We start from the raw sequence: 12903 nt of genomic DNA, 5'->3' as shown, positions 1-12903 counted from the left end.
GGTATTTATCCTTTCACCGCACCGGCCATCAGGCCGCGCACGAAAAATTTGCCAGCGGCGATGTAGACCAGCATGGTCGGCAGCGCGGCGATCATGGCGGCGGCCATGTCCACGTTGTAGGCCTTGGTGCCGGTGCTGGTGTTGACGAGGTTGTTCAGGGCGACCATCAGCGGGCGCGAATCGGGGCCGGAGAACGAGGCGCCGAACAGAAAGTCGTTCCAGATCGAAGTGAACTGCCAGATCACCGACACCACAGCGATCGGCCCCGAGATCGGCACAATCACAAAGAAGAAGATCGCCCAGAAGCCCGCGCCGTCGATGCGCGCGGCCTTGACCAGCTCGTCCGGTATCGCCACGTAGAAGTTGCGGAAGAACAAAGTGGTGAACGCAATGCCGTACAGCACATGCACTGCCACCAGGCCGGTCATGGTGCCCGACAGTCCCACCAGGCCCAGTATCCGCGCCACCGGGATCAGCACGATCTGGAACGGCACGAAGCAACTGAACAGGAACAGCGCGAACACCAGGTTGTCGTGCTTGAAGCGCCACTTGGTCAGCGCATAGCCGTTGATGGCGCCCAGGCTGACCGAGATCAGCACGCTGAAGAAGCACAGCACCAGCGAGTTCCAGAAGTAGCCCTTCAGCCCTTCGCAGCTGACCGCGATACAGGCGCTGGACCAGGCCAGGCCCCAGGCATCCAGCGAGGGCGACTGCGGCGGGCTGAGGATGGTGCTGCTCTGGTAGGGCGGCAGGCCGGTGATTTCGGGCATGCTTTTCAGCGAGGTGAACACCATGGCCAGCAGCGGCACCAGAAAGGCCAGCGCTGCCAGCACGAGTACCGCATACAGCGCGATGCGGCCCAGACGGGCGGTGAAGAAGAACGGCCGGCTCTCGACCGACGACAGGGCAATGGCCCTGCGGGACTCAGTGGCGCTGTTCATTTTTGAGCTCGGAATAGAGATAGGGGACGATGACGGCCGCCAGCGTGCACAGCATCACCACCGCGCTGGCCGAACCCAGCGCCATTTCGTTGCGGGTAAAGGTGAAGCCGTACATGAAGGTGGAGGGCAGCTCGGTGGAATAGCCGGGGCCGCCGCGTGTCAGGGCAATCACCAGGTCGTAGGACTTGATGGCCAGGTGGGCCTGCAGCACCAGTGCCGTCAGCATGGCCGGGCGCAGCGCGGGAATCACCACATGGCGGTAGATCTGGAAGCCGCCCGCCCCGTCGATGCGCGCCGCAGAAATGATTTCACTGTTGATGCCGCGCAAGGCGGCCAGGAACAAGGCCATGACGAAACCCGCCGCCTGCCAGACGCCGGCGATCACAACGCAGTAGATAGCCATCTGGTCGTCCTTGATCCAGTCAAAGCGGAACGAGGTCCAGCCCCAGGTGTGGAAGGCTTTCTCCAACCCCAGGTCCGGCGCCATCAGCCATTGCCAGGCCACACCGGTGACGATGAAGGAGATCGACATCGGGTACAGGTAAATGGAGCGCAGCAGGCCTTCGGCGCGGACTTTCTGGTCCAGCAGAATGGCCAGGCCCAGCCCGATCACGGTGGTCAGGCCGATGTACAAAAGGCTGAAGACGGCGAAGTTTTCCACCGCCACCGACCAGCGCGGCGTGGCCCACAGCCGCTGGTACTGCAGCAGACCGACAAAGCTCGACAGGCTGGGCAGCATCTTCGAGCCGGTGAACGACAGCACGGTGGTGAAGGCGATGAAGCCGTACACACCCACGGTGATGAGGATCAGGCTGGGCGCGAGCGCCAGCTTGGACATATGGTGGTTGAACCACCGTGAAACGATTGGCATGGCGTGGGATGTGGGTGGTATGGGCCACCAAGCCGGCCCGCAGGCTGGCTTGGCGGAGCGTTACCAGTTACTTGGCGGCCAGCACGGCCTGGGCCAGGGCCTCGGTCGCCGCCTTGGAGCCCATGTCGGAGTTGAAGTGCTTGGTGATCACGTCCAGATAGGCGCGCTGGATGGCGGCCGGCTGGGCATGGCCGTGCGCCAACGAGCCGTACACATGGCTGGCGGCGGTGGCGGTCTTCAGATCGGCGATGGACTTCTTGCCGCATTCATCGAACTTGTCGCCGGAGACATCGCTGCGCGCCGGAATCGAGCCCTTGGCCAGATTAAATGCCTCCTGGAACGACGGATTCATCACCGCCGAGGCCATGGTCAGTTGGGCCGGCCGGCGGTCTGCGCCCACCTTGAACATGGCGAAGAAGTCGGTGTTGAACAGATAAGAGCCCTGGGTGCCGGGCGCTACCGCGCACAGGATTTCCTTGCCTGGCGTGAGCTTGGCGCTGATCACCTCGCCCTTGGCCCAGTCGCCCATCAGCTGCATGCCGGCTTCGCCCTTGATGACCATGGAGGTCGCCAGGTTCCAGTCGCGGCCCGCAAAGTTGCGGTCCACATAGCCGCGGATCTTGCGCATCTGGTCGAAGACCTTGACCATGGTGGCCGATTTCAGCGAGGCCGGGTCGGCCTCGATCACGGCTTTGCGGTAGAAGTCAGGTCCGCCCATACCGAGCACGATGCCTTCCCAGGCCGTGGCTTCCTGCCAGGGCTGGCCGCCCATGGCCACCGGGGTGATGCCCTTGGCCTTGAGCTTGTCGGCCACGGCATTGAATTCGTCCCAGGTGGTTGGCGGCTTCAGGCCGTTGTCGTTGAAGATCTTGGCGTTCATCCACAGCCAGTGCGGGCGGTGGATGTTCACCGGCACGGCCACCCATTTGCCGTCGAACTTGGCAAAGCGCTGCAGCGCGGGCGGCACGACCTTGTCCCAGCCTTCTTTGGTAGCCACATCGTTCAGGTCGCCCAGAAAGCCTTCGTTGCCCCAGTCGGTCACCGCCATGCCCAGCAGTTGGGCGGCAGTGGGTGGGTTGCCGGCCACGGCACGGGCGCGCAGGGCGGTCATGGCGGCTTCGCCACCGCCGCCAGCTACCGCCATGTCCACCCATTTGACGCCGCGCGTCTCCAGATCCTTCTTCAGCACGCCCACGGCCGCACCTTCGCCGCCCGAAGTCCACCAGTGCATCACTTCGACTGTCTGCGCACCGGCGGTAGCGCAGCCCAGTGCCAAGGCTGCTGCGGCAGCCGTTTTCATTACACGCCAATTCATTGCGTTGTCTCCTGTTTTTGAGGTTTTAGAGGTGCTACAGACAAGCCAATTGGACGCGCCTTTGATTTGTTTGTTTGCAAAGCAAATATATTGTAGGAGCTCTAGTTTTGGGGTCAGTAAAAACCCGGAGTCGCTTTGAAGGCCCTCAGTGCACCGCCGCCAGGCCCGGAATGCCGGTCTTTGCACATTGGTGGTCGTCGCGCACGATCCAGAGGTCAGAGGCCGGCAGGGCCTAGACCTGCAACGGCTGTCCGCCATGCGCTTGCGGGCGCAGCGCAAACGGTTGTGGACGGTACCAGTGGCCATGAAAACCACGGTCATCTACAGAAAGCCGGGAATTCAAATACCTAGAAATTCCAATATGATCAATTCGATTTTCAAGCAGTATGCAAACATTTACTTGAATATCCTGTATGCCAGATTCAGATTGCGCAAAAACTGAATCTACAATCGCGCGCCCATGGTTAACCGTTCCGACCTCCAAAACCGCCTACGCCAGCTGCTCAAATCCTTCCGTGCGGTGGAGCTGGTGGGGCCCCGGCAGGTGGGCAAAACCACCTTGGCGCGGGACTTCATTTCGACCGAATCGCCGAACTACTTCGACCTGGAAAATGCGGCTTCGCGCCGCCGCCTGGCTGAACCCATGGCCGCGCTGGAGCATCTGGATGGCCTGGTGGTGATCGACGAGGTGCAGCACATGCCCGAGCTGAACGAAGTGCTGCGCGTACTGATAGACCGGCCCAGCCACATCCACCGCAAAGGCCAGTACCTGCTGCTGGGCAGCGCCAGCCCCAGCGCCATGCACAAGACCGAGTCGCTGCTGGGCCGCGCGGTCACGCTGGAAGTCACCGGCTTCAACCTCGACGAGGTGGGCGCCGACAGCGATGCCGCCAACCGGCTCTGGCTGCGCGGTGGTTTTCCCGATGCTTTCCTGGAAGCCTCCGACAGCGTGAGCGCCACCTGGCGCGATGCCGCCATGCAGCGCTTTTTGTACAGCGACCTGCCGCAGCTGGGCATGAACGTGCCCGCGCCGCAAATGCTGCGCTTCTGGCAGATGCTGGCCCATACCCATGGCCAGACCTGGAACTCCGCACCGCTGGCGCGCTCACTGGGCATCAGCGAAACCACGGTGCGCCGCTACCTGGACCACCTGACGCAGACCTTCATGGTGCGCCAGCTCGCGCCCTGGTACGAGGACCTGGGCAAGCGCCAGGTCAAAGCCCCCAAGCTGTACCTGCGCGACTCCGGCCTGTTGCACGCGCTGATGGGCGTGCACAGCCTGCCGCAGCTGCTGGCGCACCCCATATGCGGCGCCAGCTGGGAAGGTTTTGCACTGGAGCAGGTGCTGCGCATCGCCCGGCCCGACAGCGCCTGGTACTGGGCCACCCACGCGGGCGCCCGGCTGGATCTGCTGATGCTGAAAGGTACGCAGCGCATCGGCGTGGAATTCCAGCGCGCCGACGCGCCCAAAGTCACCCTGTCGATGCGCATCGCCCAGCGCGACCTGAAGCTGGACGCGCTCTACGTGGTGTATCCGGGCCAGCACCGGTACCGCATGGCCGATGGCGTGGAAGCCGTGCCGCTGTGGGCGGTGTTGCCAGGGTAGGACGCATGACCCGATTAGCCGTCATCGACTTCGAAACCACCGGCATCTCGCCTGGCCAGGGCGACCGCGCCACCGAGGTCGCCATCGTGATGCTGGAGCAGGGCAGGGTGGTGGACCGCTACCAGAGCCTGATGAACGCCGGCGTGCGCATCCCCAGCTTCATCACCCAGCTGACCGGCATCACCAACGCCATGTTGGCCGACGCACCGACTGCCGCCCAGGTGATGGGCGAGGCCAGCCGCTTTGTCGGCGACACGCCTCTGGTAGCGCACAACGCCGCCTTCGACCGCAAGTTCTGGCAGGCCGAGCTGGCACGCATAGCCCTGCCCGCGGCCCAGCCGTTTGTGTGCACCCTGTTGTTGGCGCGCCGCCTGTACCCGCAGGCACCGAACCACAAACTGGGCTCGCTGGTCGACTACCACCGCCTGCCACGCACCGGCCAGGCCCACCGAGCCCTGGCCGATGCCGAAATGGCTGCCCATCTGCTGGGCCAGATCCAGCACGACCTGCGCCAGCGCTGGGGCGTGGCGGCACCGCACAGCGCGCTGCTGATGGACTTGCAGCGCTGCAGCAAGGCCACGGTTGGCAAGCTGCTGGCCCAACACCGCTCGATTGCAGCCTGATTTTTCAAGCCAAATCGGCCTCTAGCGCATATTCCACTGGCGTAAGCAGCTACAAAAAGCATAGTATTTTCCAAGTAAATAACCCTGCAATGTCCCCAGGACGCTGCAGGGTTATTTTGTTTTAGACTTACTTTCGATTTAATTTAGATATATCGTAATGACATCTAAATGATATCGAGAAGACTATGCGACATTTTGAAGAAGGCATGGAACGCGGCGGCCGCGGCGGTGGTCGCCACGGCAGCGGTGGCGGCGGGCGGGTGTTTGGCCATGGCGGCCTGCGCCTGGTGCTGCTGCAGCTGATTGCCGACAAACCACGCCACGGCTACGAGTTGATCAAGGAAATCGGCGACCGCCTGGGCGGCAGCTACAGCCCCAGCCCGGGTGTGATCTACCCCACATTGACTCTGCTGGAAGAGCTGGGCTACACCACCATGGACGAGAGCGGCGGCGGGCGCAAGCTCTACACCATCACCGACACCGGCCAGGCTTTTCTGGCCGACAACCGCGCCGCGGCCGACGCCATGCTGGCGCGCATGCAAGACGCCGGCGCAGGCAGCCCGGGCCGCCCACCGCAGGTGGTCCGCGCGATCGAGAATTTCAAAATGGCCGTACGCATGCGGCTGGCCTCCCCACTCAGCGATGAACAAGCCCATGCATTTGCCCAATTGCTGGACCAAACCACCCAAAGTATTGAACGGATCTGACCTATGACGACAACCTCCGCCACCACCCCCGACCGCGCGATGCAACGCGTACGCCACGAGCTGCGTTTTCGCGTGCTCGACGTCGTGCGCATCCAGAAAACCAGCGCCCACATGCTGCGCATCACGCTGGGCGGGGCCGACCTGCAGGGCTTCCACAGCCCCGGCTTCGGCGACCACGTGAAACTGATTTTTCCCGACCCGGCCACCGGTGAACTGGTGCGCCCCAGCGAAGACGGCCCACGCCCGACCATGCGCGACTACACGCCGCTGAACTATGACGCCCAGGCGCTGACGCTGGACATCGACTTCGCGCTGCACGACGCCGGCCCGGCCACCGCCTGGGCACTGCAGGCCCAGGTAGGCCAGCGCATAGGCGTGGCCGGCCCGCGCGGCTCGCTGCTGATCCCGGTGGACTTTGACGGCCACCTGCTGGTCGGCGACGACACCGCGCTGCCCGCCATCAGCCGGCGCCTGCTGGAGCTGCCCGCCGGCGCTCCAGTGGTGGTGCTGGCCGAGGTGGACGGGCCGGACGACGAGCTGCAGTTCACCACCGCCGCCGATCTGACCGTGGTCTGGGCCCACCGCCAGGGCCGCACCCACGGCAGCCAGCTGCTCGAAAAACTGCAGACGCTGGCGCTGCCCGCCGGCGACGTCTTCGCCTGGGTGGCCTGCGAATCAACCGCCGCCAAGGCGGCGCGCAGCCTGCTGGTAGAGCGCGGCCAGCCCTCGCAGTGGATCAAGGCCGCCGGCTACTGGCGCCTGGGCAGCGCCGACAGCCACGAATCGATAGAGGGCTGACACCAGTCTGAGTGGAGCCGAATGCGGGGCCGCACCAGCGGCCGAAAAGGGTGGGAGCGCGCGGCAACTTTACTTTCGCTTACGATCCGATGCAGACTTTCGCCTGCACCACTGGATACCCCTTAGCGACGGCCCCCTCTGCAATGGGCGGCTGCAGCCACTCTCATGCCCACCAACGACGCCCGCACAGTCCCCCCTTTTGAGCAGCTGACCCAGCTGGCGGCGCAGCTTTGCCGCAGCCCGCTGGCGGCCTTGACGCTGGTAGAAGGCGGTCAGCACCGCCTTGCCGCGCAGGTGGGCACAGACGCGTTGAACCTGGGCATGCTGCAGGCGCTGAGCGCGCAAATCACCACCTCGCCGCAGGCCCAAATTCTGGGTCCGCTGGACGGCGACAGCATCCGCTTCTGCGCGGCTGCGCCGGTCTACGACGCCGGCCAGGGCTGCGTCGCCGTGCTGTGGGTGATGGACGCGCAGCCCCGCCAGCTCGACCCGGCCCAGACCGCCGCGCTGGCCAGCCTGGCCGCGCAGGTACAGCGTTTGCTGCAGCTTCAGGCTTCCGAGCAGCAATACCGCCAGCTGTTTGACAACAACCCCCAGCCGATGTGGGTGCGCGAGCAGCACAGCCGGCGCATCCTGGCAGTCAACGCCGCCGCCATCGCCCACTACGGCTACACCCAGGACGAATTTCTGGCGCTGACCAGCTGCGCGGTGCAGCCGGACAGCCCCGACCCGCTGGCCGAGGCCGCCGCGCAAGACGACAACCTGCGCGCCCTGCCGCGCCGCCACCTGACCAAAGACGGCAGCGTGATCGATGTGGAAATGTCAACCCGCAGCATCCAGTTCAACGGCGAAACCGCGCGCCTGGTGATGGTCCACGATGTCACCCAGCGGCTGCGCGCCGAGCGCGACCTGGCCCGCCTGAGCCGGGCCCAGCGCATGCTGAGCGCCTGCAACGAGGCTTTGATACGCGCCACCAGCGAACCGGCCTTGCTCGACGATATCTGCCGCATGACGGTGGAGATCGGCGGCTACCGCCTGGCCTGGGTCGGCTTTGCGCAGGACGATGCGGGCCAATCCATCCTGCAGGTCGCGTCGGCCGGCGCCATGCCCCTGATCGCCAAGGCCTGGCCCCTGTCCTGGTCGGTCGACTCGCCCTATGGCCAGGGCCCGGCCGGGCGGGCGGTGCGCTCCGGCGAAGCGGTCATCGTGCCCGACATCCGCACCGACCCGGCGTTCGAGCGCTTTCTGGCGCTGAACCCGATCCAAGGCCAGCGCAGCGTCGCCTGCCTGCCACTGCGCAATGCCAGCCGCTGCTTCGGCCTGTTTTACCTGGCGGCCAACGAAACCCTGGAGATCGGCTCCGACGAAGTCGCCTTGCTGCAACAACTGGCCAACGACATTGCTTTTGGCATAGACCATTTGCGGGCCCAGGCGGCCCAGCGCGTGGCCGACGCCCACATCCACCACCAGGCCTCGCTGCTGGACAAGGCCCAGGACGCCATCGTGGTGCGCAGCATCGACCACCGCGTGCTGTTCTGGAACAAAAGCGCCGAGCGCCTGTACGGCTGGAGCGCGGCCGAAGTGCTGGGCCGCTCCATGGTCGACGACGTGTACACCGACAACCCCGCGGCCTACGCCGCTGCCACCCAGGCCGTGCTGGCGCATGGCGAATGGAATGGCGAGATCACCCAGAACCGCCAGGACGGCAACAGCATGGTGGTCGAGGCCCGCTGGACCCTGGTGCGCGACGCCGACAACCAGCCATATTCCATCATGGCGGTGAACACCGACATCACCCAGCGCAAGGCCGCTGAACGCGAAGTGCAAAAGCTGGCCTTCTACGACCCTTTGACCCAGCTGCCGAACCGCCAGTTGCTGATGGACCGGCTACAGCATGCGCTGGCCAGCAGCGCGCGCAGCGGCCAGGGCGGGGCGCTGCTGTTCATCGACCTGGACAACTTCAAAACCTTGAACGACACCCTGGGCCACGACAAGGGCGATCTGCTGCTGCAACAGGTGGCTCTGCGCCTCAGCGCCTGCGTGCGCGGCGCCGACACCGTAGCCCGGCTCGGCGGCGACGAGTTCGTCGTGATGCTGGAAGACCTGGGCCCGAACCCGCAGGCCGCCGGCACCTGCGCCAAGAACATCGGCGAAAAAATATTGGCGGCGCTGAGCGCGCCCTACCAGCTGGACGGCAAGGAACACCTCAGCACCTCCAGCATCGGCATCGCGCCGTTCTGCCGCCAGCCCGAGACCGTGAGCGAGCTGCTCAAGCAGGCCGACATCGCCATGTACCAGGCCAAGGGCGCAGGGCGCAATACCCTGGGCTTCTTCGATCCGCAGCTGCAGGCCGAGGTCACCGCCCGCGCCGCGCTAGAGGCCGATCTGCGCCTGGCTGTAGCTCTGGGCGAGCTGTTCCTGCACTACCAGACCCAGCACAACGCGCAGGGCCGCATGACCGGCGTAGAGGCCTTGGTGCGCTGGCGCCATCCGCAGCGCGGCCTGGTGTCGCCGGCCGCCTTCATTCCGCTGGCCGAAGAAACCGGCCTGATCCTGGAGCTTGGCCACCAGGTGCTGGTGCAGGCCTGCACCCAGCTGGCCCGCTGGGGCGAATCGGCAGAGACCCAGCACCTGACCATGGCCGTCAACGTCAGTTCGCGCCAGTTCAAGCACCCGGACTTCGTGCAGCAGGTGGTGGACACCCTGGCCCAGACCGGCGCCAGCCCGCTGCAGCTCAAGCTGGAGCTGACCGAAAGCCTGCTGGCCGACGATATCGAGCAAATCATCCGCAAGATGGAAGCCCTACAAATCCACGGCGTGGGCTTTTCGCTCGACGACTTCGGCACCGGTTATTCGTCGCTGTCCTACCTCAAGCGCCTGCCGCTGGACCAACTGAAGATCGACCAGTCTTTCGTGCGCGACGTGCTGACCGACCCGAACGACGCGGTGATCGCCCGCACCATCATCGGCCTGGCCCAGAGCCTGGGCCTGAACGTGATCGCCGAAGGGGTGGAAACCGCCGAGCAGCGCGACTTCCTGGCCCGCCACGGCTGCCAGGCCTACCAGGGCTACCTGTTTGGCCGCCCCATGCCGGCCGAGCAGCTGGCGCCGTTCATGGACACCTTGGCTACCGTCTAGCCCGTAGCCTGCAGCAATGCCGGCTTTTCCGTGAGAACATGCGGGCTCGCTCCTACCCTCAGACAGCCCAGACGGAAGTAGAAACGGAATATGGCAGAGACGTCGCCCAGCGCTAGCCCTAATACTCCGCAGCCGCCGCCCTCCGAGGCCGCGCAGCTGCAGGCTCTGCGGGTGTCCGAGCAACAGTACCGCACGCTGTTCGACAGCAACCCGCTGCCCATCTGGGTCACCGACTGGCATAGCCACCGCATCCTGGCGGTCAACCAGGCCGCAGTCGCCCGCTACGGCTATACGCAGGCCGAATTCCTGGGCATGGACCTGCAGCAGGTGCAGGCCGACATCACTGCAAGCGACGAAGCCCTGCACGCCCAGCCCAGCCGCCACCGCACCAAGGACGGCCGCGAGATCGATGTAGAAATATCCACCGACAGCCTGCTGTTCAACGGCCAGCGTGCCCGCCTGGTGCAGGCCCACGACGTCACCCAGCACCTGCGCACCGAAAAAGACCTGGCGCGCCTGAGCCGGGCCCATTCCATGGTCACGGCCTGCAACGAAGCCCTGGTGCGCGCCACCTCCGAGCTGACCCTGCTGCACGAGATCTGCCAGATCGCCGTAGACATCGGCGGCTACCGCATGGCCTGGGTCGGCTTTGCGCAGGACGACGCCGAAAAAAACATCCTGATCGTCGCCCACGCGGGCGCGATTGCCGAGCATTTCACCCTCTGGCCCATGTCCTGGTCGGCCGATTCGCCCTACGGCCAGGGGCCGGCCGGGCGGGCCCTGCGCTCGGGCGAAATGGTGATCGTGCCGGACATCCGCGCCGAAGCCATCTTCCAGAGCTGGCTGAAGGAACCCTGGGTCGACAACCTGCGCGGCGTGGCCAGCCTGCCGCTGCGCAACAGCGAGCGCGCCTTCGGCCTGTTCTACCTGTACGCCAACGACACGGTCGACATAGGCTCGGACGAAATACCCTTGCTGCAGCGGCTGGCGGGCGACATTGCCTTCGGCATCGACCACTTGCGCGCCCAGGAGAGCAAGCGTGCATCCGACGCCCGCATCCACCAGCAGGCGACCCTGCTGGACAAGGCCCAGGACGCGATCGTGGTGCGCGGTATGGACCAGCGGGTGCTGTACATGAACAAAAGCGCCGAGCAGCTGTACGGCTGGACTGCCGAGGAAGTGATTGGCCGCTCCATGCTCGAGCATGTGTACCGCAATCCGCCCGCCGTGGCCCAGGCCCTGCAATCGGTGCTGGAAACCGGCGAATGGCGCGGCGAGCTGTCCATCTACCGCAAGGACAACCGCCAGGTCGAAGTCGAGGTCCGCTGGACGCTGATCACCGACGCCGAGCAGCAGCCGCATTCCATCCTGGCCCTGAGCACCGACATCACCCAACGCAAGGCCGCCGAGCGAGAAATCCAGAAGCTGGCTTTCTACGACCCATTGACCCAGCTGCCGAACCGCCAGCTGCTGCTGGACCGGCTGCAGCATGCGCTGGCCACCAGCGCCCGCAGCGGCCAGGGCGGGGCGCTGCTGTTCATCGACCTCGACCATTTCAAAACCCTGAACGACACCCTGGGCCACGACAAGGGCGACATGCTGCTGCAGCAAGTGGCCCAGCGCCTGAGCCACGCCGTGCGCAGCATGGACACCGTGGCCCGGCTCGGTGGCGACGAGTTCGTGGTGATGCTGGAAGAGCTGGGCGACAACCCGCACAGCGTGGCCGAACAGGCCAAGCGCGTGGGCGAGAAAATACTGGCCGCGCTGGGCAGCCCGTACAAGCTCGAGGGCCACGAGCACCAGAGCACCTCCAGCATTGGCATCGCGCCGTTCGGCGGCGGCCTCAACACCGTGGGCGAGCTGCTCAAGCAGGCCGACATCGCCATGTACCAGGCCAAGGCTGCGGGGCGCAATACCGTGGGCTTCTTCGACCCCCAGCTGCAGGCCGCGGTGACCGACAAGGCGGCTCTGGAGGCCGATCTGCGGCTAGCGCTGGAGCAGGACGAGCTGTTCCTGGTCTACCAGACCCAGCACAACGCCCAGACCGCGCTGACCGGCGTCGAAGCCCTGGCCCGCTGGAAACATCCACAGCGCGGCATGGTCTCGCCCGCGGCCTTCATCCCGCTGGCCGAGGAAACCGGGCTGATCCTGGAACTCGGCCGCCAGGTGCTGCTGCAGGCCTGTTCGCTGCTGGCCACCTGGCAAGACCACAGCGCCACCCAGCACCTGACCATGGCGGTCAACGTCAGCGTGCGCCAGTTCAAGCACCCGGGCTTTGTGCAGCAGATCAAGGAAACCCTGGCCTTGACCGGCGCCAAGCCCAGCCAGCTCAAATTGGAGCTGACCGAAAGCCTGCTAGCCGACGATATCGAGCTGATCATCCACAAGATGGAGGCGCTGCAGGCCTTTGGTGTCAGCTTCTCGCTGGACGACTTCGGCACCGGCTATTCGTCGCTGTCCTACCTCAAGCGCCTGCCGCTGGACCAGCTGAAGATCGACCAATCCTTCGTACGCGACGTGCTGACCGACCCGAACGACGCGGTCATCGCCCGCACCATCATCGGCCTGGGCCAGAGCCTGGGCCTGAACGTGATTGCCGAAGGTGTGGAAAACGACGAGCAGCGGGCCTTCCTGGCCCAGCACGGCTGTGCGGCCTACCAGGGCTATCTGTTCGGTCGGCCCATTCCAGCCGAGCAGCTGGTGCAGTTTTTGTCACTGCCGGCGGCTATCAGCGGCTGACAGCCGCCTCCAAATTCAAACGAAATCGGCCTCTGGCGCAGGTATTACCTGCGCGAGCAGCTACATTTTCTGTAGCAATCTCCCTGAAAGTATGGATGTGCCCCATGGCGTTGGCTTCTGCACGGAAGTTTTATTAACTCTTCTTCTAATACTTCTATTAATAAA

Annotated in this window: 9 protein-coding genes; 6 read left to right on the top strand and 3 right to left on the bottom strand. The window is 65.0% G+C overall.

The genetic code is table 11. The features are described 5' to 3' along the window. Window positions 1-5 precede the first annotated feature (5 nt). The 3 genes from BLT66_RS07805 to BLT66_RS07795 form a co-directional block, all read right to left on the bottom strand. Complete coding sequence (locus tag BLT66_RS07805) at window positions 6-941, bottom strand: carbohydrate ABC transporter permease (RefSeq protein ID WP_092757130.1); 936 nt, start codon at window positions 939-941, stop codon at window positions 6-8. Further along, a complete protein-coding gene (locus BLT66_RS07800) occupies window positions 925-1812 on the bottom strand; it encodes a carbohydrate ABC transporter permease (RefSeq protein ID WP_255406828.1) in 888 nt (295 codons plus the stop codon). The genes BLT66_RS07805 and BLT66_RS07800 overlap by 17 nt, the downstream gene beginning before the upstream one ends. Before the next feature lie 67 nt (window positions 1813-1879). After that, on the bottom strand, window positions 1880-3127 hold the full coding sequence (locus tag BLT66_RS07795; protein WP_092757128.1) for an ABC transporter substrate-binding protein: 1248 nt from the start codon (window positions 3125-3127) through the stop codon (window positions 1880-1882). 460 nt (window positions 3128-3587) lie between these two features. On the opposite strand from BLT66_RS07795, the gene BLT66_RS07785 reads away from it, so the two are divergent. The 6 genes from BLT66_RS07785 (at window position 3588) to BLT66_RS07765 (ending at window position 12738) form a co-directional block, all read left to right on the top strand. Then, a complete protein-coding gene (locus tag BLT66_RS07785) occupies window positions 3588-4733 on the top strand; it encodes an ATP-binding protein (RefSeq protein WP_092757126.1) in 1146 nt (381 codons plus the stop codon). 5 nt (window positions 4734-4738) lie between these two features. Then, window positions 4739-5356, top strand: coding sequence for a 3'-5' exonuclease (locus BLT66_RS07780; RefSeq protein WP_092757125.1), 618 nt, complete (start codon window positions 4739-4741; stop codon window positions 5354-5356). A 185-nt stretch (window positions 5357-5541) separates the two neighbouring features. Beyond that, window positions 5542-6063, top strand: a complete 522-nt coding sequence (locus BLT66_RS26755) for a PadR family transcriptional regulator (RefSeq protein WP_176955010.1) — start codon at window positions 5542-5544, stop codon at window positions 6061-6063. A gap of 3 nt (window positions 6064-6066) precedes the next feature. Beyond that, window positions 6067-6861 (top strand): siderophore-interacting protein, encoded by a 795-nt coding sequence (locus BLT66_RS26750; RefSeq protein WP_176955009.1) that lies wholly within the window; start codon window positions 6067-6069, stop codon window positions 6859-6861. 165 nt (window positions 6862-7026) lie between these two features. Then, window positions 7027-9999: a sensor domain-containing protein gene (locus tag BLT66_RS07770; RefSeq protein ID WP_143029165.1), complete on the top strand. Its 2973-nt coding sequence runs from the start codon at window positions 7027-7029 to the stop codon at window positions 9997-9999. A gap of 90 nt (window positions 10000-10089) precedes the next feature. Continuing rightward, entirely contained in the window at window positions 10090-12738 is a 2649-nt protein-coding gene (locus tag BLT66_RS07765; RefSeq protein WP_092757124.1) for a sensor domain-containing protein, read from the top strand. Window positions 12739-12903 lie beyond the last annotated feature (165 nt).

Origin of the sequence: Rhodoferax sp. OV413 (genome assembly GCF_900104385.1) — a bacterium.
In the GTDB taxonomy this organism is placed as follows: domain Bacteria; phylum Pseudomonadota; class Gammaproteobacteria; order Burkholderiales; family Burkholderiaceae_C; genus Rhodoferax_B.
This window is presented reverse-complemented; position numbering and strand designations above follow the sequence as displayed.

Excerpts from the sequence above, each read along its gene's own strand:
- BLT66_RS07765 (WP_092757124.1), top strand. The coding sequence starts at position 10,090 with ATGGCAGAGACGTCGCCCAGCGCTAGCCCTAATACTCCGCAGCCGCCG.
- BLT66_RS07805 (WP_092757130.1), bottom strand. The coding sequence starts at position 941 with ATGAACAGCGCCACTGAGTCCCGCAGGGCCATTGCCCTGTCGTCGGTC.
- BLT66_RS07785 (WP_092757126.1), top strand. The coding sequence starts at position 3,588 with ATGGTTAACCGTTCCGACCTCCAAAACCGCCTACGCCAGCTGCTCAAA.
- BLT66_RS07795 (WP_092757128.1), bottom strand. The coding sequence starts at position 3,127 with ATGAATTGGCGTGTAATGAAAACGGCTGCCGCAGCAGCCTTGGCACTG.
- BLT66_RS07780 (WP_092757125.1), top strand. The coding sequence starts at position 4,739 with ATGACCCGATTAGCCGTCATCGACTTCGAAACCACCGGCATCTCGCCT.
- BLT66_RS07770 (WP_143029165.1), top strand. The coding sequence starts at position 7,027 with ATGCCCACCAACGACGCCCGCACAGTCCCCCCTTTTGAGCAGCTGACC.
- BLT66_RS26750 (WP_176955009.1), top strand. The coding sequence starts at position 6,067 with ATGACGACAACCTCCGCCACCACCCCCGACCGCGCGATGCAACGCGTA.
- BLT66_RS07800 (WP_255406828.1), bottom strand. The coding sequence starts at position 1,812 with ATGCCAATCGTTTCACGGTGGTTCAACCACCATATGTCCAAGCTGGCG.
- BLT66_RS26755 (WP_176955010.1), top strand. The coding sequence starts at position 5,542 with ATGCGACATTTTGAAGAAGGCATGGAACGCGGCGGCCGCGGCGGTGGT.